The organism is Microlunatus sagamiharensis (genome assembly GCF_900105785.1).
Lineage (GTDB): Bacteria > Actinomycetota > Actinomycetes > Propionibacteriales > Propionibacteriaceae > Microlunatus > Microlunatus sagamiharensis.
The window spans coordinates 4,259,411-4,283,900 of sequence record NZ_LT629799.1 but is presented as its reverse complement, the minus strand read 5'-3'; the positions used below and the strand labels follow the sequence as shown (position 1 = coordinate 4,283,900).

Annotated in this window: 20 protein-coding genes; 11 read left to right on the top strand and 9 right to left on the bottom strand. The window is 73.0% G+C overall.

Annotation, left to right across the window (positions count from 1 at the left end; translation table 11 throughout):
- Nucleotides 1-69: 69 nt before the first annotated feature.
- Nucleotides 70-825 carry a CDP-alcohol phosphatidyltransferase family protein gene (locus tag BLU42_RS19795; protein WP_091078622.1) on the top strand — a complete coding sequence of 252 codons (756 nt, stop codon included), beginning with the start codon at nt 70-72 and terminating at the stop codon, nt 823-825.
- A 196-nt stretch (nt 826-1,021) separates the two neighbouring features.
- Here BLU42_RS19795 and ftsH read toward each other — a convergent pair whose 3' ends face one another.
- Nucleotides 1,022-3,178, bottom strand: a complete 2,157-nt coding sequence (gene ftsH / locus BLU42_RS19790; protein WP_091078617.1) for an ATP-dependent zinc metalloprotease FtsH — start codon at nt 3,176-3,178, stop codon at nt 1,022-1,024.
- Between the two features lie 126 nt (nt 3,179-3,304).
- A complete protein-coding gene (gene hpt, locus BLU42_RS19785; protein WP_091078613.1) occupies nt 3,305-3,856 on the bottom strand; it encodes a hypoxanthine phosphoribosyltransferase in 552 nt (183 codons plus the stop codon).
- Nucleotides 3,857-3,938: 82 nt separating this feature from the next.
- Between hpt and BLU42_RS20785 the strand changes: the two genes are divergently transcribed.
- Both BLU42_RS20785 and BLU42_RS19775 read left to right on the top strand, forming a co-directional pair.
- Nucleotides 3,939-4,190: a type II toxin-antitoxin system VapB family antitoxin gene (locus BLU42_RS20785; RefSeq protein WP_157720109.1), complete on the top strand. Its 252-nt coding sequence runs from the start codon at nt 3,939-3,941 to the stop codon at nt 4,188-4,190.
- Entirely contained in the window at nt 4,187-4,585 is a 399-nt protein-coding gene (locus BLU42_RS19775) for a type II toxin-antitoxin system VapC family toxin (protein ID WP_091078607.1), read from the top strand. Before BLU42_RS20785 ends, BLU42_RS19775 begins: the two co-directional genes overlap by 4 nt.
- Here the strand turns inward: BLU42_RS19775 and tilS are convergent.
- From tilS to dacB, 3 genes are read right to left on the bottom strand one after another with little or no spacing between them, the layout of a single operon-like run.
- Nucleotides 4,569-5,528 carry a tRNA lysidine(34) synthetase TilS gene (gene tilS / locus BLU42_RS19770; protein WP_091078604.1) on the bottom strand — a complete coding sequence of 320 codons (960 nt, stop codon included), beginning with the start codon at nt 5,526-5,528 and terminating at the stop codon, nt 4,569-4,571. The two genes, BLU42_RS19775 and tilS, sit on opposite strands and share 17 nt — an antisense overlap.
- 2 nt (nt 5,529-5,530) lie before the next feature.
- The gene (locus tag BLU42_RS19765) at nt 5,531-6,613 is read right to left on the bottom strand and encodes a zinc-dependent metalloprotease (RefSeq protein ID WP_231918350.1); all 1,083 of its coding nucleotides are present in this window, start codon (nt 6,611-6,613) and stop codon (nt 5,531-5,533) included.
- A 27-nt stretch (nt 6,614-6,640) separates the two neighbouring features.
- Entirely contained in the window at nt 6,641-8,122 is a 1,482-nt protein-coding gene (dacB, locus tag BLU42_RS19760; protein ID WP_091078599.1) for a D-alanyl-D-alanine carboxypeptidase/D-alanyl-D-alanine endopeptidase, read from the bottom strand.
- A gap of 108 nt (nt 8,123-8,230) precedes the next feature.
- On the opposite strand from dacB, the gene BLU42_RS19755 reads away from it, so the two are divergent.
- Entirely contained in the window at nt 8,231-8,782 is a 552-nt protein-coding gene (locus BLU42_RS19755) for an inorganic diphosphatase (RefSeq protein WP_091078595.1), read from the top strand.
- A 65-nt stretch (nt 8,783-8,847) separates the two neighbouring features.
- Nucleotides 8,848-9,813 (top strand): sulfotransferase family protein, encoded by a 966-nt coding sequence (locus BLU42_RS19750; protein ID WP_091078592.1) that lies wholly within the window; start codon nt 8,848-8,850, stop codon nt 9,811-9,813.
- 141 nt (nt 9,814-9,954) lie between these two features.
- On the opposite strand, the gene BLU42_RS19745 is transcribed toward BLU42_RS19750, so the two are convergent.
- The 4 genes from BLU42_RS19745 to BLU42_RS19730 are packed head-to-tail and all read right to left on the bottom strand — an operon-like array spanning nt 9,955 to nt 12,555.
- Nucleotides 9,955-10,848 (bottom strand): glycoside hydrolase family protein, encoded by an 894-nt coding sequence (locus BLU42_RS19745; RefSeq protein WP_091078589.1) that lies wholly within the window; start codon nt 10,846-10,848, stop codon nt 9,955-9,957.
- A 53-nt stretch (nt 10,849-10,901) separates the two neighbouring features.
- Nucleotides 10,902-11,744, bottom strand: a complete 843-nt coding sequence (locus BLU42_RS19740) for an alpha/beta fold hydrolase (protein ID WP_091078584.1) — start codon at nt 11,742-11,744, stop codon at nt 10,902-10,904.
- 29 nt (nt 11,745-11,773) lie between these two features.
- Nucleotides 11,774-12,136 (bottom strand): fluoride efflux transporter FluC, encoded by a 363-nt coding sequence (locus BLU42_RS19735; RefSeq protein WP_091078582.1) that lies wholly within the window; start codon nt 12,134-12,136, stop codon nt 11,774-11,776.
- Complete coding sequence (locus tag BLU42_RS19730; RefSeq protein ID WP_231918349.1) at nt 12,133-12,555, bottom strand: fluoride efflux transporter FluC; 423 nt, start codon at nt 12,553-12,555, stop codon at nt 12,133-12,135. Before BLU42_RS19730 ends, BLU42_RS19735 begins: the two co-directional genes overlap by 4 nt.
- Nucleotides 12,556-13,049: 494 nt before the next feature.
- Here BLU42_RS19730 and BLU42_RS19725 point away from each other — a divergent pair, with 494 nt between their 5' ends.
- The 6 genes from BLU42_RS19725 (at nt 13,050) to BLU42_RS19700 (ending at nt 24,261) form a co-directional block, all read left to right on the top strand.
- Nucleotides 13,050-14,507, top strand: coding sequence for a sugar transferase (locus BLU42_RS19725; protein WP_157720108.1), 1,458 nt, complete (start codon nt 13,050-13,052; stop codon nt 14,505-14,507).
- 250 nt (nt 14,508-14,757) lie between these two features.
- Complete coding sequence (locus tag BLU42_RS19720) at nt 14,758-15,786, top strand: metallophosphoesterase (protein WP_091078570.1); 1,029 nt, start codon at nt 14,758-14,760, stop codon at nt 15,784-15,786.
- A 158-nt stretch (nt 15,787-15,944) separates the two neighbouring features.
- Nucleotides 15,945-17,468 (top strand): metallophosphoesterase, encoded by a 1,524-nt coding sequence (locus BLU42_RS19715; protein ID WP_091078566.1) that lies wholly within the window; start codon nt 15,945-15,947, stop codon nt 17,466-17,468.
- Nucleotides 17,390-18,319 (top strand): glycerophosphodiester phosphodiesterase, encoded by a 930-nt coding sequence (locus tag BLU42_RS19710; RefSeq protein WP_269458003.1) that lies wholly within the window; start codon nt 17,390-17,392, stop codon nt 18,317-18,319. Before BLU42_RS19715 ends, BLU42_RS19710 begins: the two co-directional genes overlap by 79 nt.
- 144 nt (nt 18,320-18,463) lie before the next feature.
- Nucleotides 18,464-19,192, top strand: coding sequence for a hypothetical protein (locus BLU42_RS19705; RefSeq protein WP_091078559.1), 729 nt, complete (start codon nt 18,464-18,466; stop codon nt 19,190-19,192).
- 74 nt (nt 19,193-19,266) lie between these two features.
- Nucleotides 19,267-24,261 (top strand): PKD domain-containing protein, encoded by a 4,995-nt coding sequence (locus BLU42_RS19700; RefSeq protein ID WP_091078554.1) that lies wholly within the window; start codon nt 19,267-19,269, stop codon nt 24,259-24,261.
- Nucleotides 24,262-24,490 lie beyond the last annotated feature (229 nt).

Genomic DNA, 24,490 nt, shown 5'->3' with positions numbered 1-24,490 from the left:
GCCTCGGCTGCGCCACGGGTGTGGCACGCTCCGCGGCACCGGATCGAGCGGACGAGCAGGGGTGGCTGGGTGGCACGACACGGCAGGTCGACGGGCGTACGGACGTCACGGGGCTGGAAGGCCGCGGGCTGGGCGCTGCACGTCTACACCGCGTGCGGTGCGGTGCTGGCCCTGCTGGCGACCGTCGCCGCCTTCAGCGGTGAGGTCCGCACGGCGCTGTGGATCCTGCTCGCCGCGATGGTCATCGACGGCACCGACGGGATGCTGGCCCGCTGGCTCAAGGTCTCGACGACCATCCCCGGCTTCGACGGAGCGCGGCTCGACGACATCGTCGACTACCTCACCTACGTCTTCGTCCCGGTCGTGCTGCTGCTCACCAGCGGCCACCTGCCGGCGGGTGCCTGGGGCCTGGTCGTCGCGGCCCTGCCGCTGCTGGCCTCCTGCATCCAGTTCTGCCGCACCGACGCCAAGACCGAGGACCACTACTTCCTCGGCTTCCCCAGCTACTGGAACGTCGTCGCCTTCTACGTCGTGGTCCTCGGGCTGGGCCCGGCGGTGACGACGGCGATCCTCGTGGTCTGCGCGGTGCTCGTCTTCGTGCCGGTGAAGTACCTCTACCCCTCGCGCACGCCCAAGCAGCGCGTCCTGAACCTCAGCCTGGCGGGCATGTGGCTCGTCCTGTACGCCGTCGTGCTCGCCACCGAGCCACGACCGTACCCGCTCGCGCTCGCGCTGTCGCTGGCCTACCTCGGCTACTACCTGGTGGCGAGCGTCCTGCTCACGTCGGTCGAGCGCTTCCGGCGCGTACGCTCCGCCGCGGCCTGACCCCGGCGCTCCGCCCGACCGGGTGGGGAGCCTGCAACCGTCCGCCGAGCGGTAGGTTGCGGCGCTCCTGGGGCGTCGAAAGGCGCGGCAACCTACCGCTCGGCGGGCAGGGTGAGTCCCTGGGAACGACGAACGCGGCCGCACCCCGAGGGGTGCGGCCGCGTCGTGCGTACGGGCGGTGCGGGTGGGACCCGGCTCAGCGGAAGTCGGGACCGCGCGGCGGCAGCGTGCCGCCGCCGGCCGGGCCCTGCGGGAGCTGCGGCGGGACGGGCGACTGGCCGGGAGGCACCGGGGCGCCGCCGGCGGGGACGCCCTCGCCGCCCTGGCCGTGCCCGTTGCCGTTGGCGCCGGGGCCGTAGCCGTTGGAGCCGTGACCGTTCGAGCCGTGCCCGTTCGAGCCGTTGAGGCTGGGCTGGCCGACCGGCGGCACGATCCGCGCCGGCGGGTTGACCGGCGGGAGCTCGGACGGCACGCGGGTGTCCGAACCCGTCCAGGCCGGACGCTTCGGCCACAGGCGCAGGTTCTGGAAGATGCCGGCGACGGCGGCCCGGTCGAGCGTCTCGTGCTCGAACAGCGCGCGGACCAGGTCGTCGAGCACGTCACGGTTGGCCGTGAGGATGTCGAACGCCTCCTGGTGGGCGTTGCTGATGAGGCGCGAGACCTCCTCGTCGACGACCGCCGCGATCTCTTCGGAGTAGTCGCGGCCCTGGCCGTAGTCACGCCCGAGGAACGGCTCGGAGTCGCCCGAGCCGAGCTTGATCGCCCCCAGGCGCTCGGTCATGCCGTACTGCGTGACCATCGCGCGGGCCACGTTCGTGGCCTTCTCGATGTCGTTGCTGGCGCCGGTGGTGGGGTCGTGGAAGACGAGCTCCTCGGCCGCACGGCCGCCCATCATGTACGCGAGCTGGTCGAGCAGCTCGGCGCGCGTGTTGGAGTACTTGTCGTTCTCCGGCAGCACCATGGTGTAGCCGAGCGCACGGCCACGCGGGAGGATCGTGATCTTCTGCACCGGGTCGGTGCCGGGGAGCGCCGCGGCGACCAGGGCGTGACCGCCCTCGTGGTACGCCGTGACCAGCTTCTCCTTCTCGTTCATCAGGCGGCTGCGCTTCTGCGGGCCGGCGATGACGCGGTCGATCGCCTCGTCCATGAACGCGTCGGTGATGACCGTGCTGTTGGAGCGTGCCGTGAGCAGCGCGGCCTCGTTGAGGACGTTGGCCAGGTCGGCACCGGTGAAGCCCGGCGTACGACGGGCGACCGACTCGAGGTCGACGTCGGGGCTGACCGGCTTGCCCTGCGCGTGGACCTTGAGGATCTGGAGGCGGCCCTTGAGGTCCGGGTTCTCCACGGGGATCTGGCGGTCGAAGCGGCCCGGGCGCAGCAGCGCCGGGTCGAGGACGTCGGGACGGTTCGTCGCGGCGATGAGGATGACCCCGCCGCGGACGTCGAAGCCGTCCATCTCCACCAGCAGCTGGTTCAGGGTCTGCTCGCGCTCGTCGTGCCCGCCGCCCATGCCGGCACCGCGGTGGCGGCCGACGGCGTCGATCTCGTCGATGAAGACGATGGCCGGGGCGTTCTCCTTGGCCTGCTCGAAGAGGTCGCGCACACGGCTCGCACCCACACCGACGAACATCTCGACGAAGTCGGAGCCGGAGATCGAGAAGAACGGCACGCCCGCTTCGCCGGCGACGGCGCGCGCGAGCAGCGTCTTGCCGGTGCCGGGCTGGCCGTAGAGCAGGACGCCCTTGGGGATCTTGGCCCCGACGGCCTGGAACTTCGCCGGCTCGGCGAGGAACTCCTTGATCTCCTGGAGCTCCTCGACCGCCTCGTCGGCGCCCGCGACGTCGGCGAACGTGGTCTTGGGCGTGTCCTTGTTGGCGACCTTGGCCTTGGACTTGCCGAACTGCATGACCCGGCTGCCGCCGCCCTGCACCGAGTTGAGCAGGAAGAAGAAGACGACCGCGATGAGGATGAACGGGATCAGCGTCGCCAGCAGGTTGGAGAAGAAGCTCGGCTGCGGGTTCTCGCCGACCCAGCTGTCGAGGGTCTTGTCGGTGACGCGCTGGTTGAGGCGGTCGACGAGCTCGTCGCTCTGGTTGCCGACCCACGCGGCCTCGAGGCGCTGCTCGGCCTGGCCGCCCTCGGCCTTGGTGACCACCTGGATGGTCTGCTCGCGGTCGCGCAGCGTGACCTCGGACAGCGGCTGGTTGCCGTTGATGACGGCGACGACCTGCGAGGTCGGCACCTCCTTGTAGCCGCCGGTGAGCCGCGTGCTGAAGTCGATCAGCAGCCCGACCGCCACCACGGCGAGCACGATCCAGATGAGTGGACCGCGGAAGATGCGCTTGAGGTTCATGACCTGCCTAGAGAGTCGGGAGCAGCGCACGCCCGCAGACGTACGCCCTCAGAGGCCCAGGCTACCGGTGCCCGGCAAAGCGCACCCCGCCCCGCACGAGCCCTGTCGCGGCCGACGGACCGCGTCTCAGCTGTAGACGTGGGGCGCCAGCGTGGCCACGCCCTTGAGGTTGCGGTAGTGCTGGTCGTAGTCGAGGCCGTAGCCGACGACGAACTCGCTCGGGATGTCGAAGCCCACGTACTTGACCTCGACGGGCATCTTGAGCGCCTCCGGCTTGCGGAAGGCGGTGAGCACCTCGAGGCTCGCGGGGCCGCGCGAGCGCAGGTTGCTGATCAGGTAGGACAGCGTCAGACCCGTGTCGACGATGTCCTCGACGACCAGGACGTCCATGCCGGCGATGTCGGTGCTGAGGTCCTTGAGGATCCGCACGACGCCCGAGGACTTGGTGCCCGAGCCGTACGAGGAGATGGCCATCCAGTCCATCCGGCAGTGCACCGAGAGCGCCCGGGAGAGGTCGGCCATGATCATGACCGCGCCGTTCAGGACGCCCACCAGGAGCACGTCCTTGCCCGCGTAGTCGCGGTCGACCTGGGCGGCCAGCTCGTCGATCCTCGCCTGCACCTCCTCGGGGGTGAAGAGCACGCGCTCGAGGTCGTTTCCGAGGTCTGGGGCGTCCACGGCGTCAGCCTGCCACAGCCGCGCCCGAGCCCCGAACGCCCGCGAGGGTAGAAGGGTAGAAGCGCTGGGTAGACTGGTGGACGTGAGCCTGAACATCAAGAACGAGCACGTGCACGACCTCGTGCGCCAGGCCGCCGAGCGCACGGGGCTGAGCCAGACCAGCGTCGTGGAGCGGGCGATCGAGCAGCTGCTGGCGAGTCTCGACGACGACAAGGAGGCGCGACGGCGCAGCGTGGACGCCATCCTCGCGGAGATCCGCGTCCAGATGCGGAAGCCTGGTCCACCCCTGCTCACCGACGACGACCTCTACGACGAGAACGGTCTGCCCAGGTGATCGTCGACACCTCCGCGCTCGTCGCCATCCTCCTCGACGAGCCCGGGGCTGATCGGCTCTACGACGCGATCCTCGACCACGCAGACGGCCGTCCGCGCCTCTCGGCGCCCACGCTCGTCGAGCTGGGGGTGGTGATCGACGGCCGCCGCGACCCCGCTCTCTCGCGCAACCTCGACGAGGCGCTCCACCGGCTCGAGGTCGAGGTCGTCCCGTTCGACACCGAGCAGGCGCGCGTGGCTCGTCAGGCGTACCGCGACTACGGGAGGGGCAGCGGCCACCCAGCCCGTCTGAACTACGGGGACTGCTTCTCCTACGCCCTCGCGTCGGTCCGCCGGGAGCCCCTGCTCTTCGTCGGCGACGACTTCACGCACACCGACGTCAGGTCGGTCCTCTGAGCAGGCCGTCGGCGCGGACGACACGGACCCCGGGCAGGTCGACCGTGCCCTGACCACGCCAGGCCGTGACCAGGGCGTCGACGGCAGCCACGTGCCGCGCGGTGAGGTCGTGGGCGCCGAGCTCACGGAGCCACGCGAGCAGGACCCGGGAGCGCAGCGCGTCCGGCAGGGCTGCGAGGCGTACGCAGTCCAGCGCGCTCTCCCCCGTGGCGACGTCCTGGCCGGCCGTCATGGCGAGCGCGTCGAGCAGGTCGGCGTCGGAACGCAGCAGGTCGGCGCTGCGGGCCAGCGCCTCGGCCACGCCCGGCCCGAGCTCGGCCTCGAGGACGGGCAGCACCCGCGAACGGGCTCGGACCCGGGCGTACGCGGGGTCGGCGTTGTGCGGGTCGCTCCAGGGCGTCAGCCCGAGCTCGGCGCAGCACGCCTCGGTCGTCGCGCGGGGCAGCCCGAGCAACGGGCGGACGAGACCGTCGGCGCGGACCGCCATCCCGCTCAACGAACGAGCCCCGGACCCGCGGGCCAGCCCGAGCAGCACGGACTCCGCCTGGTCGTCGCGGGTGTGGCCCAGCAGGAGGGTCGCGTCGCGGGCGGTCGCCTCGCGTCGCAGCGCCGCGTACCGGGCCTCGCGGGCCGCGGCTTCGGGGCCCGACCCGGCGTCGGTGACGTCGACGGCCACGACGCTCACCGCGAGCCCCAGCCCCTCGAGCACCTCCGCCGCCGCCTGCGCGACCTCGGCCGAACCGTCCTGCAGCCCGTGGTCGACGACGACGGCCGCGTACGCCCGCCCGGAGCGCCGCGCCACGTGAGCCGTGCCGGCGGCGAGGGCGAGCGAGTCCGCGCCACCGGAGCAGGCGACGAGCAGGCTGCGGTCCTCCGGGCCCAGCGCGGCCTCGGCGGCCTGCGCGACGGCCAAGGTGGCCGGCCCGAGCGCCCGACGGGCCACGCTCAGCCCTGCGGCGCCGCGGGCTCGGGGTGGTTGCGGATGACCCAGAGCTGCGGGTTGGCGATCTCGGCGCGGCTCGGGAGGGTGTCGGGCGAGGTCCAGACCCGGTTGAGCCCGGCCATGCCCACCTCGTCGAGGACGTGGCGGCAGAAGGCCGCACCGTCGCGGTACTGGCGCATCTTGGCGTCGAGCCCGAGGAGGCGACGCACGATCTTGTCGGCCCCCTGACCCTGGCGGCGGACGTCGAACTTCTCCCGGATCTGCGCGACGCTCGGCACGACCTCGGGCCCGACGCTGTCCATGACGACGTCCGCGTGGCCCTCGAGCAGCGACATGACCGCGGTGATCTCGTCGACGACGACCCGCTGCGCCGGGGTCTGGACGAGGTCGATCACCGACAGCTCGTCGCCGTCGCGGATGCCCTCGACGATGCGGCGCGCGGCCTCCTTCACCACCTGGGCGACCATCCCGTTCTCCAGGTCGGCGGTGCCGACGAGGCGGGAGATCAGCGAGAGCAGGTGGTCGCGCAGCCACGGGACGGCGGTGAACTGCACCCGGTGGGTCTCCTCGTGCAGGCAGACCCAGAGCCGGAAGTCGCTGGACGGCACGCGGAGCAGCCGCTCGACCTCGACGACGTTCGGCGCGACCAGCAGCAGCCGGCCCTGCGCGCCGTCGGCGGAGGTCCAGAAGGGGTCGAACTGGCCCAGCACCTTGGGCGCGAGGTAGCTGAGCAGGACGCCCATCTCGGCGCCCGTCACCCGGGAGCCGATGCTCGCCGCCCGCGGGCTCGACGACAGCTGGCTGCTCGCCTTGTCCGTGAGCGGGGTCAGCAGCGTGCGGAAGGCGTCGAGGTTGGCCTGGATCCAGCCGGGACGGTCCACGACGAGCACCGGCGCGGTGCCCGACGACGCGTCGAGCCCCGTCACCTCGGTCACGTAGCGCTCGGCCCGCGCCGCCGCCGTGCGCAGCTCGGCCACGACCGCCGCCGCGCCCTCGGTCGAGATGACCGGGCCGGGCTTGACCAGCCGCGTGGCGGTGCTGCGGGCGAGCGTCCAGTCGACCACCGAGGGGGCTGCTACAGGCATGGTCCGAGGGTAGTTGTGGGGGTTCCCTCAACAACCGCAGCGGCTGATCGCGGCGGTCACGCGCTGGAGCCAGACGGTGGCGTTGTAGTCGTTCTCCGGGTCGTTCACCAGGAAGGCGTACGTGAGGACCGCCCCGTCGCGGGTGGTGATCGTCCCGGCCAGACCGTGGACCTTCGACAGCGTGCCGGTCTTGCCCCGCACGACCCCGCGACCGGCCAGGCTCTCGTCGTCGCCGAACTTGGTCGCGAGGCTGCCCTCGACCCCGGCGACCGGCAGGCCGGTGAGCAGGGGCCGCAGGTCGGGGTGCTTCTCCTCGCCCGCGGCCCGCAGCAGCTTGGTGAGGGTGGCGGCGGGGATCCGGGTCCGGCGCGACAGGCCGCTGCCGTCCGTCAGTCGCGTGCCCGACGTCCACGCGCCCAGGGCGCGGAGGCGCTCGGCGACGACGGCCGTGCCGTCGGTGAAGGTCCCGCGTCGCCCGTCGGCGACCGCGGCCTGGCGCAGCAGCACCTCGGCGCCGTCGTTGTCGCTGGTCATGAGGACGTGCTCGACGATCCGCTCGAGCGTCATCGAGGAGACCGAGGCGACGCGGGGGGCGTCCTTCGGCGCCCGGGCCGCGCCCACCGACGAGACGTCGACGCCCTGCTTCTCCAGCTGCGCGGCGAAGGCGGCGCCGGCCTCCTTGGCCGGGTTCGGCTGCCGCGGGCCCGTGACGCCGCCGCCGGGGACCGTACGGCCCTCGTTCACCCAGAGCGCGGAGACGCGGGAGGCGACGTCGGCGTACGAGTCCGGCCAGTCGGGGTTCCAGGCCGGGCCCGAGAACAGGGAGGCGTCGTAGCCGAGCGAGACCTTCCGCACGCCGTCGGCCTTGAGCGCGGTGGCGGTCCGACGGGCCAGCGTGCTCAGAGAGGCGCGCGTCGGCTCGGCCTTGGACGCCTTCTCCAGCAGGTAGGGGTCGCCGCCGCCGACGAGCACGAGCCGGCCATTGCCGGGTGCGACCACCGTGGTGCTGAAGCGGTGCTCCGCCCCGAGCAGGTCGAGCGCCGCGGCCGAGGTGACGAGCTTGGTCGTGGAGGCCGGGATCGCCCCCTTGCTCGCGCGGTGCGCGAAGAGCACGTCCCCGGTCCGCAGGTCACGCACCTCGCCGGAGTAGCCGCCCGACCCCTTGACCTTCACCGCCTCGACCCGCTTCGTCAGGGCGGCGGCCGACACCCGGCCCTTGCCCTCGGTCCCGGCGAGGACCGAGGCGGGCATCGGCACGCCCGACGACGTCGGCGTCGGCGCAGGGCTCGACGGCGAGGCGGTGGGCGGGCCCTCACCGGTCGCGGCACCGCCGGCGGAGCCGTCGAGCGCGCCCGGAGTGAGGGTGCTCGCCGCCGTCCGCGACTCCAGGCCCGCGGCCTCCAGTCCCTGGCGGGCCGCCGAGGCGAAGACGCCGCTGAGCAGGCCGATCACCAGGCCGGCGGCGACGACCAGGGCGACGAGGGGGAGCAGCAGGCGCTTAAGACCCACGGGGTCCCCCTCCTTCCCGGACGCTAGGCTCGCCCGTGCCCTGTCCGCCCCGAGGGGCGGCACCCGGACCGTACGACGGGGCAGCCCCGTCAGTCTAAGGAGGTCGGCGTGACCGCACCCAACGCCGAGAACGTCCGCGAGCTCAGCGGCCTTGAGTTCGACGTCACCGTCGAGATCCCCAAGGGCAACAAGAACAAGTACGAGGTCGACCACGAGACCGGCCGCATCCGGCTGGACCGGACGCTCTTCACCTCGACGGCCTACCCGGCCGACTACGGCTTCATCGAGGGCACGCTCGGCCAGGACGGCGACCCGCTGGACGCGCTCGTCATGGTCTCCGAGCCGACGTTCCCCGGCTGCCTGATCCGCTGCCGTGCCATCGCGATGTTCCGGATGACCGACGAGGCGGGCGGCGACGACAAGGTCCTCTGCGTGCCGTCCAAGGACGTGCGCCGCGACCACCTGCGCGACATCACCAACGTGCGCGAGTACCTGCTGCTCGAGATCGAGCACTTCTTCACCGTCTACAAGGACCTCGAGCCCGGCAAGTCGGTCGAGGGCGCGACCTGGGTCGGCGTCGAGGAGGCCGAGGCCGAGGTCCGCGCCAGCTTCGAGCGGGCGCGGGGCACGACGTACGAGGCCACGGCCGTCGCTCACTGAGCCGACCGGCGGCCGCGGGCCGGGCGGACCCGGCAGGGGACCGCCGGGATCGCTACGATCCCGACATGGTCACTAGGGAATTGCGGCCGGACGCGCTGGTCATCGGCGCGCCGAAGGCGGGCACGAGCGCCCTGCACGCCGCCCTCGCGCGGCACCCGCAGGTCTACGCCTCCCCGGTCAAGGAGCCCAAGCACTATCTCTGCACCGACGCGCCGCCGCCGGCGTACGTCGGGCCCGGCGACGCGCACAGCCAGCAGGAGTGGGTCTGGCGGCCCGCCGACTACGCCGCGCTCTTCGACGCCGCCCCCGCCGGCTCGGTCCGGCTGGAGAGCACGCCCTTCTACCTGTACGCGCGCTCGGCCCGGCGCCGGATCGCCGAGGAGCTGCCGAATGCCCGCCTGATCGTGGTCGTGCGCGACCCGGTCGACCGGGCCTACTCCAACTGGACGCACCTCTACGTCGACGGCCTCGAGCCGGAGGCCGACTTCGTCGCCGCCTGCCGCGCGGAGGAGGAGCGGGTCGACGCCGGCTGGGCGCCCTTCTGGCACTACCGCCGCATGGGCCGCTACGGCGAGCAGCTCGCCGACCTCTTCGCCCACGTGGAGCGCGAGCGGGTGCTCGTCCTGCGCTACCGCCAGCTCGTCGACGCCCCGGCCGAGACCCTCAACACGGTCGCGCGGTTCCTCGGTGTCGAGGAGGGCCGCGTCGCCAGCGTCCAGCCCGACAACTCGCGCGGCTTCGTGCGCCCCCGCCTGCGGACCGAGATCCTCGCCCGGGCGGTCCGGCTGGGCGCCGCCGCCGGCGCGTACGCCCCGCCCCAGGTCTGGCGCCGGGCGAGCCGCCCGCTGATTCGCGCGCTCCAGGCCGGCGGGCCCGACCGCCGACCGCGCCTCACCCCGGCGCAGCGCGGCGAGCTCCTCGACGGCTGCACCGACGACATCGGCCTGCTCGAAGAGGTTCTGGGTCAGTCGTTCGACGACTGGCGCTCGGTCGAGGGTCGCGGTTCGTTCACCGAACGCACGCGTGTCTGATTGTCTCCGCTCCGCTCCGACGCGGACCAGGCTCTGGTCCGCTGCCTTCCTCGTCGAGCGTGACGACGAAAAGCATGTCGTCACGCTCTCCTCGTCCAGGCACCGGCGCCTGGTCCGGCGCTGGTCGGGCCATGGTCCGGGCTAGGCGCTCACGCTCGTCATGAGGTCGTGGGAGCCGTCGGCTCGGGCGGACTCGAAGTAGAAGCGGCTGCGGCCGTCGGGCAGCGCGACGACGCTGACGTAGCGCAGGGCGCCGTCGCCGTCGGGCGAGGCGGCGACGGGGGCGGGCGAGCCGACCAGGCGCCCGTCGACCTCCTCGGCGAGGCCGGTCTGCTCGAACCAGTTCGAGGCCGCGTCGGCACGGCCGTCGTAGAGCACGCGCAGCGGCGTGCGCGACAGCACCGCGGTCACGCGGGCGCCGCGGGCGTCCCAGCCCGTCGGGCTGCCCGCGAGCACGGGTCCCCGGAGCTCCCAGACCAGGCCGTCGGCGCTCGTCGCGTGCTGGGTGACCATGCGGTCCTCGGCCCCGGCCTCGTCCAGCGGGTGGCAGCAGACCCACATGTCCCACCGGCCGTCCTCGTCCCGCGTGACGACCGGATCCTTGACGCCCCACGCGCGGTCCCCCGGCAGCACGACGGTGCGGCGCCCGCGGCCCAGCTCCTGCGGGGTCGGGGCGTCGACGGCCTCGATCCACCAGTGCTTGGAGCCGGGGGTGGCGCAGCTGAGGTAGAGCCGCCAGCCGACGCCCGGCACCGGCATGATCACCGGTCGTTCGAAGGAGGCGGCGGCGAACGCGTCCCGCTCGACGCTCGCGACCGGCTCGAAGCGCACCCCGTCGGTCGAGCGCGACACGACGACGCTGACGCCGCGACCGGCGTCGAGCGGACGGCGTACGCGGTGGGCCATCCAGACGACCCCGTCGGCGAGCACGACGCTCGCCGCACCCGCCCAGTTGCCGGCCCCGGTCGCCGGGGCGGGCACCACCACCTCGGCGCCCTCGTAGCGGGGCAGACCCACGTCGACCAGCGTGCTCATCGCGCCACCCTAGACCGGGCCGTACGGCGAGTCGGACCTTCCCACCCGAGACTTTAGGGAACCTCGACGGAGGTCATCCGGTCCAGCGCCAGGCGGGCGAGCTCCTCGGGGCGCTCGTCGGGGATCCAGTGGGAGACGCCGTCGAGGACCTCGAAGCGGTAGTCGGCGGACACCCACGCCCCGGTGCGCTCGGCCGCCCAGCGTCCGAGGGCCGGGTCCCCGTCGCTCCACACGTAGGTCGTCGGCACCGCCACCGCGCCCGGTCCCCCGCCGCGCACGACGCTCCGGGCCGCGGCGCGGTACCAGCCCAGCGTCGCGCGGGCCGCGTCACGGTCGGCGAGCAGGGCCTGGACGGCGTCGACGTCGGGGGTGCCCATCGAGCCCAGCAGCCGGCGGACCACCCGCGGCTCGCCGAGCAGCCGCTCTGGGAGCCACGGCAGCTGGAAGACCGCCATGTACCAGGAGCGCAGCGCCTGACCGTGCGGCATCGCGGCGACCAGCGCACGCGGGTGCGGCGTCGAGGCGACGGTCAGCGAACGCACCCGGTCGGGGTGGGCGGCGGCGAGGGCCCAGGCCACCCCGCCGCCCCAGTCGTGGCCCAGCACGTCGAACCGCTCCGCCCCGGCCGCGTCGGCCAGCGCGAGCACGTCGCCGACGAGGTGCGGCAGCGCGTACGCGGCCACGGCGCGCGGTCGCGCCCGTGGGGAGTAGCCGCGCTGGTCGGGGGCGAGCACGCGGCGCCCGGCCCTGGTCAGGTGCGGCGTCACGCCCGCCCAGGAGCGTGACGTCTGGGGGAACCCGTGCAGCGCGACGACGACCGGGCCGTCGAGCGGCCCGGAGTCACGCACGTCGAAGGTCAGCCCGTCGTGGGAGTACTCGCTCAGCCGGGCGCTCATCTCCCCAGGCTCGCACCCCTGCCGTCGCGTCACGACCCGGCGAGGTAGCCCAGCGCCGCGAGTGCGGTGGCCAGCACGACCTGCCCGACGCCGTGGGCGGCGGCCGCGCCCCAGCGGCGCTGCTCGGCCAGGCGGACGGTCTCGTACGCGGACGTGCTGAAGGTCGTGTAGCCGCCGAGGAAGCCGGTGCCGAGCACGAGCAGACCGGCCGGCGGGAGCAGCCGGCCCGCGGCGAGCCCGGCCAGCAGCCCGAGCAGGAACGAGCCGGACAGGTTGACCACGGTCGTGCCGACCGGGTACCGCCACGCGCGCGCCGCGGTGAGCGCCCCGTCGAGGACGAACCGGGCCACGGCGCCGAGGCCCCCGGCCAGGGCGAGCAGCAGGACGCTCACGCCGTCCTCCCCCGCGCCCCGCGGCGGACGGTGGCGATCCCGAGCGCCGAGGCCACCAGCCCCAGCACGAGCGTCGACCCGACGTAACCGAGGGCGTGGCCGACCAGCCCCTGGCGCAGCAGGGCGTCGGTGTCGTTGGCCAGCGCGCTGTAGGTGGTGAACCCGCCGCAGAAGCCGGTGCCGAGCGTCACCCGCAGCGCCCGGCGGCGCCCCTCGTCGGGACCGCGGCCCGCCAGGTGCTCCAGCAGCGCCCCGAGCACGAAGGCCCCGACGACGTTCACCGCGAGCGTCCCGAGCGGCACCCGGTCCACGTGCGGGACCGCCAGCCCCGTGGCCCAGCGGGCGAGCGTCCCGGTCGCGCCGCCGAGGAGCACCAGGAGGAGCAGGAGCGGCTGCCGGTACGCAGGACGGGCGGGCACGACGCGCAGGTTACGACGCAGCCTGCGCCCTCCCCCGGCGGCGTGGAAGGCGGGTCGGCCCGGCAGGAGCGGCGAAACAGGTCCGAGTCCGTACGAATCTCCGGGTGACCTCGTTCACACCTTGCCGTGAGTCCGCTGAGAAAATGTCACGATCACGTCACACGACCTGCGCCATCCGTTCTCGTTGGGTAGCGTCAGGGCTCCTGGTCGTGCGTCAGGCACGGCGAGGACGAGCACGGGGAGCTCATAGCAAGGCCATGCGTCGCCGCTCTGGCACGCGTCCGAACGAGATTCCCGTCGGTCCTCGTCATGCTCCCGCGCACCCAGGACTCGTCGGCGCCAAGGGGGGTGCCGATCGCTTGCTCGGGGAAGTCGGGGAGATCGTGTCGACAGACGTTGCACCGACTGCGGAGGCGTTGGGGGCGCCCCCGCAGTCCGCCACCACGGACGACCGTGGCTACTTCAAGCCACCTGCGGCCGCCGACGCGGTGGCCGTGGTCGGACCCCGCCCGCAGGACCGCTCGGCCACGCCACGCGTGCCGCGGCCGCCGCGACGCTTCCACGAGTGGCGACGCCGTTACGGCCTCGTCGTCCTCCTCCTCGACGCCTGCCTCGGCCTGCTCGCCGTGGTCGCCGCCATGGAGTTCTTCAACTCCGCCGGCCAGTTCAACGACGAGAAGTCGCTCGTCCTGGCGCTGGGGGCCGCGCTCGCCTGGCCGCTCGCCGTGGCGGTGTGCCACGGGTACGACCAGCGCAACATCGGGGTGGGCGACGACGAGTTCCGGGCCGTCATCCACGCGGCGGTGCTCGCCATCGCCGCGGCCGCCGTCCCGTCGGCCGTCGTCGACAAGTACGGCGTCGTGGCCCTCTCCGTCACCGCCATCCCGCTCGCCGGAGCCGCGAGCCTCCTGGTCCGGCTCGCGGGCCGGCGCTACCTGCGCCGCCAGCAGCGCCTCGGTCGCACCGTGCGGCGCGTCGTGCTCGTGGGCAGCGCGTCGACGGTCACCGAGCTCGGCGAGGTCCTCGACCGCGAGCAGCACGGCATGCACGTGCTGGGCGTGTGCGTCCCGGACCGCGAGCGCGAGCTGGCGGAGCGCGCCGGGCTCCAGGTCCTCGGCTCGCTCGACGACGCCGCGGCCGTCGTGCGGGCGATCGGCGCCGACTCGGTCGCCGTCACCGGCGGCGAGGCCACGCGCCACCTCTACCTCAAGCGGCTCGCGTGGGCCCTCGAGGGCACCGAGGTCGAGCTGCTCGTCCACCCCGGCCTCGTCGAGGTCGCCGGTCCGCGCATGCACATCCGCCCGCACGTCGGGCTGCCGCTCCTGCACGTCGAGCAGCCGCACTTCACCGGGTGGCGCCGCTTCGTCAAGCGCGGCACCGACATCGCCCTGACGCTGCCGTTCCTCGTGGTGTTCTCGCCGCTGCTGCTGGCGATCGCCGTGGCGATCAAGCTCGACGGCGGCGGCCCGGTCTTCTTCCGCCAGGTGCGCGTCGGGCTCGAGGGCTCGACTTTCACCATGTGGAAGTTCCGGTCGATGCACGTCGACGCCGAGGAGCGGCTGGCCGAGCTGCGCCGGGAGAACCCGTCGATGGGCTTCCTGTTCAAGATGGAGGACGACCCCCGGGTCAGCCGGGTCGGCAAGTTCCTGCGCAAGTTCTCTCTCGACGAGCTCCCGCAGCTGTTCAACGTGCTCGGCGGCTCCATGTCGCTGGTCGGACCGCGTCCGCCGCTGCCCTCGGAGGTGGACGGCTACGAGAACTACACGCACCGCCGCCTCCTCGTCACGCCGGGCCTGACCGGGCTGTGGCAGGTCAGCGGCCGCTCGCTGCTGAGCTGGGACGAGAGCGTCCGGCTCGACCTGCGCTACGTCGAGAACTGGACCCTCACGCTCGACCTGCTGATCATCTGGAAGACCGTCTTCGCCGTCCTGGCGCGGCGCGGCGCCTACTGATCCGCTCCTGACGCACGGCCCGTCTGCTCCGGCAGGCGGGCCGTCGTGCTGTCCGAGGGGCGCCGGGCGTGGACCGACCGCGTCCTCAGCATCCGGGGAAGCATTGACCTCGAAGAATCCACTACGTAGCGTGACGCACACCGAACTCTCAGCATCGGAACCGCCCAGCGTCGGTCGGCCGAGATCCGCCAACCACCGTCGCCCTCCGCCGACGGCCCCAGGGACCCCCCGCCCGAACAGGACCGCCTCCATGCGTGCTCGACTCCTCGCTGCCTCCGCAGCACTCCTCGCCCTCGCCAGCGCCACCACCGGGCTGACCACGGCCTCCGCCGTGCCCTCCCCCGCCGTCGTCGTCCAACCCGTCCCGTCCGGTCCCACCGCGGGACCGCTGCCGGCCCGTGACGCCGACCGCACCTTCGGCATCGCGGTGCTGCCCGACACGCAGCGCGAGACGCACACCGCGTCCGACCCCCGGATGGAGCAGCGCTCCGACTGGCTGGCCGCGCGTCAGAAGAGCTGGGACCTGCGCTTCGCGCTCTCCGTGGGCGACGTGGCCGACTGGGACACCCCCGACCACGACCAGTACGCGAACGCCGCCCGCTCGCTGCTGCCCCTGCAGGCGTCGATGCCCTGGGCGACGGCCGTCGGCAACCACGACACGGCGGCGGTCTGCCCCGGTGGGTCTGCCTGCCCGGGGAAGAAGACCTGGGAGACCGTGCGCGACACGAGCGTCTTCAACACCTACTTCCCGGCGAGCCGCTTCGCCGCGCTCGACGGTGAGTTCGAGCCCGGCAAGATCGACAACGCGTACCACTCGTTCCGCGCCGGCGACGTCGACTGGATGGTGCTCAACCTCGAGCTGTGGCCCCGCAAGTCGGTGATCGCGTGGGCGAACGGCGTGGTCAAGGCCCACCCGGACAAGAACGTCATCATCGTCACGCACTCGTACCTGACCGCCGGCGGCTCGATCTCGAAGAGCAACGGCGGCTACGGCGCGACCTCGCCGAAGTACCTGTTCGACAACCTGGTCAAGCTCTACCCGAACGTCAAGTTCGTCTTCTCCGGCCACACCGGCAAGGCCCGGACCCGCACCGACAAGGGGGTCAAGGGCAACAAGATCGTGTCCTACCTCCAGTGCTTCCACAGCAACACCTCCAACCCGGTGCGCACCGTCTCCATCCACACGGACTCCGGCAAGGTCTACAGCGACATCCACTGGCCCTCGACGGGCAAGAAGGACAAGACCAAGGCGGTCACCGGCATGAAGTTCGTCCGGTGACGAGCAGGAACCTAAAGAGTTCCTGAGTTGGCCGTGCACCCGTGCGCGGCCTGAAAGTATCCAGCCACGGCCGACGAAGGCCACCTCTCGGGGGAGAAGATCCGGGCTCGTCAGAGCCCTGAGCGGGGACGCCAGGCGTCCCAGGAGGAACCCCCCCGATGCGCTTCCGTTCTCTCGCCCTGCCCGCGTCCGCCCTCGTCGTCCTCACCAGCATCACCGCCACCACGGCCCCGGCCTCGGCCGCCGGCGCCTGCTCGGGCTTCTCGACCGGGCTCCACCAGCTCGTGCACGCCAAGACCGGCGCGAGCCTCGTCACCGTGTACAGCGGCGAGGCGTCCAAGGCGGTGTCCAAGTACGGCTACACCGACCGCGGCGTGGTCGCCGAGGTCGCCGACCGCAAGGGCACCGGCCTCGTCGACGTGCACCGCCTGCGCAAGGGGGCGGACTACGAGTACGTCGCGGGCTCCGACGTCTCCGCCGCCCGCTCGGCGGGCTACGCCGAGGAGTCCGTGCCCTTCTACGGCGCCGCGGCCTCCGCACCGGGCTGCAGCACGCCCGTGCACCAGCTGACGTCCAAGGGCAAGCACCGCCTCGCCTCGGGCACGGCCGCGCGTGACACGCTCGTCTCCCAGGGCTGGTCCGACGCGGGGGTCCTCTTCTACGCCGCCGGGTCCTCCGAGCCGACGACCGGGACGCCCACCTCGCCCGACCCCTCCGAGCCGCCGGCGCCCCCGGCGCCCCCGCAGTCGGGACGTCCCGTGCCGAAGGGCCCGACCGCCGGCCCGCTGCCCGCCAAGGACAGCGACACCACCTTCACCATCGCCGTCCTGCCCGACATCCAGCGCGAGACCCACAAGGCGAGCGACCCCCGCATCGCCAACCGCTCGCAGTGGCTCGCCGACAACAAGGACAAGCTCGACCTGCGCTTCGCCGCGGTCGTCGGCGACATCGCCGACTGGGACTCCCCCGACCACGACCTCTACGCCAACGCCGCGCAGGGCCTGCTCCCCCTGCAGGCGGCGGTGCCGATGGCGGCCGCGCCGGGCAACCACGACACCGCCGCGGTCTGCGCGGGCGGGTCGGCCTGCCCCGGGGCGAAGACCTGGATCACCGTGCGCGACACCAAGACCTACAACGGCTACTTCCCGGCGAGCCGCTTCGGCGCCCTGGCCGGCACCTACGAGAAGGGCAAGACCGACAACGCCTACCACCAGTTCCGCGCCGGCGGGAAGGACTGGATGGTCATCAACCTCGAGCTGTGGCCGCGCAAGGAGGTCGTGGCCTGGGCCGCCGACCTGGTCAAGGACAACCCGAAGAAGAACGTGATCATCGTGACGCACTCCTACCTGGAGTCGAACGGCAAGATCAGCACCTCCAACGGCGGCTACGGCTCCACCACGCCGGCCTACCTGTACGACCAGGTCGTCAAGCCCTTCGGCAACGTCAAGCTGGTCCTGTCCGGCCACACCGGCAAGGGCGCGACGCGCACCGACGTCACGAGCAAGGGCACCACGGTCGCCTCGATGCTCCAGTGCTTCCACAGCATGACGACCAACCCGGTGCGCCTGGTCCAGATCGACACCAAGGCGGGGACCATGAAGACGTGGGTCTACGCGCCGTACACGAACGAGAGCTGGAAGCAGTTCGACGAGACGACCAAGGGTCTGAAGTTCGTCGGCTGACCCGGCGCGGTCTCCTCCGCGGCGCCCTCCTCGCGGGGGGCGCCGCGGCCGCGTCCGGGGCCGTCGCCGCCTGCGGCCCGGCCGATCCGGCGCCGGCGCCGGCACCTACCGTCGCGTCCCTGCTGGCCGGGCGCCCCTTCTACGTCGCGCACCGCGGGGGCGGCGGCGACTGGCCGGAGATGACCACGTACGCGTACGGCCAGGCCGCCGCCCTGCCGGGGCTGGCCGCGCTCGAGGTCTCGCTCTGCCTGAGCGCGGACGGCGTCCTCGTCTGCAGCCACGACGCGACGACGACGCGGACGACCGGCGTCGGCTGGACCATCGCCGAGCAGCCCTGGTCCGCGCTGTCCACGCTCCGGGTGAGCGCGGCGGGGACCGTCGACCCTTCCCAGCCGGCGCAGCCGCTCAGCCGCTTCGAGGAGGTCGCGCCGTTCGCGGACCGCTTCGTCCTGTTCGCCGAGCCGAAGGTCCAGGAGGCCACCCAGCCGCTGCTGACCGCGCTGAGCGCCCTCGCCCAGCCGGAGCGCACGGTGTGGAAGTCGTACGTGAACGCGGCCGCCTTCACCGAGGCCAAGGCGCGGGGCTTCACGACCTGGGGCTACGTGCTCGACCAGCCCAGCCACCTCGGCGACAACCTCGAGCGCTTCGCCGCCTCGGACACCATCGACATGCTGGGCATCGCGCTCTCCGAGAGCGACGAGCTCGTCTCCGCGGTCGTCGCCGCGGGTGCCCGGCACGGCAAGCAGACCATGGCCTACCCGCTCTCCACGCCGGAGCAGCGCGAGCGCGCGCTGCGGCTGGGGTGCACCGGGTTGATGACCTCGAGGATCCGCGAGCTGCTGCCCCGCTGACCTGACCGAGGGCCAGAATATTCCCTCGATTCAGCCTTTTCTCAGGAGGTTCCTGGTTTAAGATCTTCTTGTTCGGACCCGATGGACGTCGGGCCGGGCACGACGGCCATAGGGGTGTGGTCGCACCAACTCGGGGATCTTGCCATGAACGCTCGCGCCTTCGCGCCCGCACGTCTGCGGGCCGCCGGCCGCACGACGCCCGCGCGGGCTGCGCTGGTGGCCGTCGCGGCCCTGCTCGTGTGCTCGGCGTGCAGCGCCGAGGTGCCCTCCCCGAGCCCGGTCCCGACGCCCAACCAGCCCTCGGTGTCCGGTCCCTCGGCCTCCGAGCCCTCGGCGTCGGTCAGCCCGGCCGCGCCGAGCGCCGACCCGCAGGAAGGTCCGTCGCCGAGCGCGACCCCGTCCGGCCCTCCCGACCCCGCGGCACCGAAGACCTTCAAGCCCGTCGAGCGGGAGGGCGGCTCCGAGGTCTCCGTCGCGGTCGCGAGCGCCTCCTCGCGCCAGGCCCGCTGGTCCGACGGCCTGCGCCTCGAGGTCGTCTCCGCCAAGCAGACGACCGCGACCGGGAGCGGACCGGGCAGCACGCCCGGCTCGCCGCAGACGGTGCTCGGGCTCCGCCTGGTGAACGCCTCGAAGAGCACGGTCGACGTCTCCGGCGCCGTGCTCTCGATGCCCTACGGCCGCGGCACCCGCCTCCTCGCCCCCCGCGTCTACCCCGACGGCGCCCAGGACTTCTCCGGACGCCTGGAGCCCGGGGCCTCGGGGCGCGCGACCTACGCCTTCACCCTCCCCCGCACGCAGCGCTCGAGCGCCGACCTGGTGGTCGACCTCGACGGGGTCCACGCGCTGGCCACGCTGAAGGGGGTGGCCCGGTGAGACCAGGGCCCCGCCGCCAGCACGCACCGATCTCGACGACCGACCAGCAGCCCCTGTGGGACGAGGAACAGCCCGTGACCAGCTCGACGAACGACCAGACCACCAGCCCCGCGACCCGGCGCCTGCGCCGCGGCGTCGCGGGCGTGCTCGCCCTCGCGACGACGCTGCTCGGCGTCTCCCTCGTGGCCCCGGCCGCGCAGGCCGACACCGTCCCCGTCGGGACGAGCGAGCCGCAGACCGTCTCCGCCGACCCGCTGCCCACCTGGCAGGTCACCGGCATCGTGTGGAGCCAGGTCACCGTCGGCACCACCGTCTACGCGACCGGCAACTTCACCAAGGCGCGCCCGGCCGGCATGTGGAAGGGCGGACCCACCGAGATCGACGTCGCGCACCTCATCGCCTACGACATCACCACCGGCCAGCGCATCGCCTCGTTCAACCACACCCTCGACGCCCAGGGCCTCGCGATCACCGCGTCCCCGGACGGCAGCCGCGTCTACGTCGGCGGCGACTTCACCAGCGTCGACGGCCAGGCCCGCGGCCACATCGCCGCCTTCGACACCCTCACCGGCGCCCTCGTGCCGGGCTTCACGCCGTCGGTCAGCGGGCAGGTCAAGGCCCTCACCGCGACGAGCAGCACCGTCTACGCGGGCGGCAGCTTCACCGGCGCAGGCGCGGGCAACACGACCAAGCGCAAGTTCCTCGCCTCCTTCTCCGCCACCAACGGCGCCCTCACCAGCTGGAACCCGACGGCGGACGACGGCTACGTCTGGGCCCTCACGATGAGCCCGAACAAGGACAAGGTCGTCGTCGGCGGGCAGTTCTCGACGATGAACGCGGTGACCGCCAACGGCATGACCGCGGTGGACCCGGTCACCGGCCGGACGCTCCCCTGGGCCGCCAGCTCGGTCATCCAGGACTACGGCAAGGGCGCGATCGACGCGCTGACCACGGACGGCACCTACATCTACGGCGGCGGCTACGCCTTCGGCACGGGCGGCAAGTTCGAGGGCAGCTTCGCCCTCAACCCGGCCGACGGGTCGATCCGCTGGATGGTCGACTGCCTCGGCGACACCTACGACGTGGAGCCGGTCGGCGACGTCGTCTACACCGTGAGCCACACCCACAACTGCCAGATGGTCGGCGCCTTCGGCGACACCAACCCGCGCACCCGCTGGCAGCACGCGGGCGCGTACACGAGCTACCCCACGGGCGTGAACGGCGGCCCCGACTACTACGGCTGGAACTACAAGGGCCAGCCCGCCCCGACGATGCTGCAGTGGTACCCCGACCTCGGTCTGGGCACGGCGAGCGGGCAGGCGCAGGCCGCCTGGTCCGTCACCAGCGGCGCCGGCTACATCGCGCTCGGCGGCGAGTTCCCGACCGTCTCGGGCGCCAAGCAGCAGGGCCTCGTCCGCTACGCGCTGAAGAACACAGTCCCCAACAAGATCGGCCCGCAGTACACCGACACCGTGCCGGTCCGCAGCACCGTCCCGCCGACGACCGCCGTCTCCGTGGCCCCGGGCTCCATCCGGGTGAGCTTCGGCGCGGCCTGGGACCAGGACAACCAGCGCCTGACCTACCAGCTCTACCGCGACCGCGGCACGGCGGCCGAGAAGCTGGTCAAGACGCTCACCGTCGACAGCACCTTCTGGACGCTGCCGCAGCAGACCGTGACCGACACCGGGGTGCCCTCGGGCAGCCACACCTACCAGGTGCGCATCACCGACCCCTTCGGCAACGAGCTGCTGAGCCCGGTCTCCGACCCGGTCACCGCGGACACGACGACCGGGGCGTACGCCGCGCAGGTCCAGCTCGACGGCGCCGACCACTACTGGCGCCTCGGCGAGACCGGCACGACGGTCTACGACTCCGTCGGCAGCGCGGACGGCACGACCGGCACCGGGGTCACCCGGGGCGCGGCGGGCGCACTGAGCGGCGACGCGAACACCGCGACCTCCTTCGACGGCACCAGCACCGCCACCGTCGGCCTGGGCTCCAGCGCCACCGCGGCGCCGAACACCTTCACCCTCGAGGGCTGGTTCAAGACCACCTCGACCACGGGCGGCAAGGTCGCCGGCTTCGGCTCGGCCAAGACCGGCGCGAGCAGCAACTACGACCGCCACCTCTACCTCGGCCCGTCCGGCAAGGTGACCTTCGGCGTCTACCAGGGCGCGGCCAAGACGATCACCACCCCGACGGCGTACAACGACGGCCAGTGGCACCAGTTCGACGCCTCGGTCGGGCCCGACGGCATGGCCCTCTACCTCGACGGCCGCCTGATCGGCCGCGACCGGGGTGCGACCGGCGGGCAGGCCGTCTCGGGCTACTGGCGCGTCGGCGGCGACTCGGTCGCGTCGTCCACCTGGACGAACGCCCCGACCACCGGTTACCTGAACGGCACGGTCGACGACGTCGCGACCTACCCGCTGGTCCTCAGCCAGGCGCAGGTCAACGACCACTTCACCAAGAGCGGCCGCACCTCGACCGTGCCCTCCGCCGCACCGGCGGACGGCTACGGCGCCGACGTGTGGAAGAACAAGCCGAACTTCTACTGGCGCCTCGGTGAGGCCGCGGGCCCCGTCGCCGCCGACACCACGGCCAACGACAACCGGGGGCTCTACTCCGGCACGCCCACCTTCGGCCAGCCGGGGGCGCTCAACCCGACCGGCGGGACGAGCGTCAAGTTCGGCACCGGCAACGCGACCGTCGGGTCGGCGGGCAACGCCGCCCCGGACGCCTCGTACAGCCAGGAGCTGTGGTTCAAGAGCACGGGCAGCCAGGGCGGCAAGCTCCTCGGCCTCGGCAGCTCGGCCACCGGTTTCAGCGCCACGGTCGACCGCAACCTGACCATGACCGACGCGGGCAAGGTGCGCTTCGCCACGCTGAACGGCACCACGCAGGTCGCGCTCGACTCGCCGAAGTCCTACAACGACGGCAAGTGGCACTACGTCGTCACGGCCCAGTCGCCCACCGGGATGCAGCTCTACGTCGACGGCGTGCAGGTGGCCGCCAACGCGGTCAACGCCTCCAGCACCCTCACGGGCTACTGGCGCGTCGGCTACGACCGGGTCTGGAGCGGCAGCACGTCCAGCGCCTTCAACGGCTGGATCGACGACGTCGCCGTCTACCCGCGGGCGCTCGGCCTCACCGAGGTCAAGAACCGCTACCGCCTGGGCGGCGGCACCGTCGCCAACACCCCGCCGACGGCGAGCTTCACCGTCGACGCCGGCTCGCTGAAGGCCTCCTTCAGCGGCGCCGGATCCAGCGACACCGACGGCTCGGTCACCGGCTACGGCTGGAGCTGGGGCGACGGCACGACGAGCACCGGGGCGCAGGTCACGCACACGTTCCCGAAGGCGGGCTCCTACACCGTCGTGCTGACCGTCACCGACGACCAGGGCGCGACCGCGGCCGCGTCGCAGGTCGTGACCGTGGCCAACGGTGCACCGACCGCGGCCTTCTCGCTGGCCTCGGACCAGCGCACGGTGACGACCGACGGGTCCGCCTCGCGCGACGACGACGGCACCGTCGCAGCCTGGAGCTGGAGCTTCGGCGACGGCAGCACGGGCACCGGAGCGACGGCGAGCCACGCCTACGCCGCCGACGGCACCTACACCGTCACGCTGACCGTGACCGACAACGCCGGCGGGACCGCCACCACGAGCCAGACGGTGACCGTCGCGAAGACGAAGGACCCGCTCGCCTCGATCGCCTCGAGCGCGACGGGGACCAAGGTCGCCTTCGACGGGTCGGGCTCCAGCGACCCGGACGGCACCGTGGTCGCGTACGCGTGGAGCTTCGGCGACGGCACCGGCAGCGCCGACGTCAGCCCGAGCCACACCTACGCCGCGCCCGGCTCGTACACGGTCACGCTCACCGTGACCGACGACAAGGGTGCGACGGGCAGCGCCACCACCTCGGTCTCCGTCGCCAACGCGGCCCCGACCGCGGTGGTCACCAGCAGCGGCGACGCGCTGACCCTGGCCTTCAAGGGCTCCCGCTCGACCGACGCCGACGGCACCGTCGTCGGCTGGGCGTGGGACTTCGGCGACGGCACCTCCTCCACCGACGCCGACCCGAGCCACACCTACGCCGCCGCGGGCACCTACACGGTGCGCCTCACGGTGACCGACGACGCGGGCGCCACCGGCACGAAGACGGTGTCCGTCACCGCCCGGGCCGGCAACGTGGCCCCGACCGCCGCGTTCACCGCGACGACCGACGACACCACCGTCGCGCTCGACGGCTCGGGCTCGGCCGACACGGACGGCACGGTCGCGTCGTACGCGTGGGACCTCGGGGACGGCTCGACCGACTCCGGGCGCACCGTCCAGCACACGTACGCCGCGAACGGCACCTACACCGTCACGCTGACCGTCACCGACGACCGGGGTGCGAGCACCTCGACCAGCAGGGACGTGACGATCGCCGGGGTGCTCGCGCGCGACGCCTTCAACCGGACGACCACCGGTGGCTGGGGCACGGCCGACCGCGGCGGGGCGTGGACCCTCTCCGGATCGACGTCGCTCTTCGCCACGGCGAACGGGGCGGGCACGATCAAGACGTCGCCCTCCTCGCAGCCGACGGCGCGCCTGCGCGGGGTCAGCTCGACCGACACCGACCTGCGCCTCGGCTTCGCCTTCGACCGGCTGCCGGACGTGGGCTCGGCCTACCTCCGCACGATCGTTCGTGGCGACGAGACCAACGGCTACGGGGCGAAGGTGCTCGTGTCGGCGAGCGGGACGGCGACGGTCTACCTGACCAAGGTGGTGGGCGGCACGGAGACGACGGTGGGCTCCCCGAAGGTCCTCTCCGGGACCGTTGCACCGCAGACCACGTACTCCCTGCGGGTGCAGGCCTGGGGCACCGGGACCACCCAGCTCCAGGCGAAGGTGTGGGCCGCGTCGACGACCGAGCCGAGCGCCTGGCTGCTGACCGGTACGGACACCACCAGCGCCCTGCAGGCCCCCGGCGGCCTGGCCGTGCGGTCGTACCTCTCGGCGAGCGCGACCACGCCGTTCGTGCTGTCGGTGAGCTCGCTCTCGGCGCGGCCGACCGGGAACTGACCTCCGGCACCGCACCCGTACGCAGCACCGGACCCGCCGTCCCCCGAGGGGCGGCGGGTCCGTCGCGTCCGGGCGCCCCGGCTCGTGCCGGACGCCCAGGTGTCGCTGCGCACCCCTGAGGATGGGGCAATTCATCTGAGATGACGCTAAATTGGGCCCCGCGGGTGCGAGGGGCTGCGGGGCCTCACGCGAGGGAGGCCCGCACGTCGGCCCGGCCGACGAACCGTCT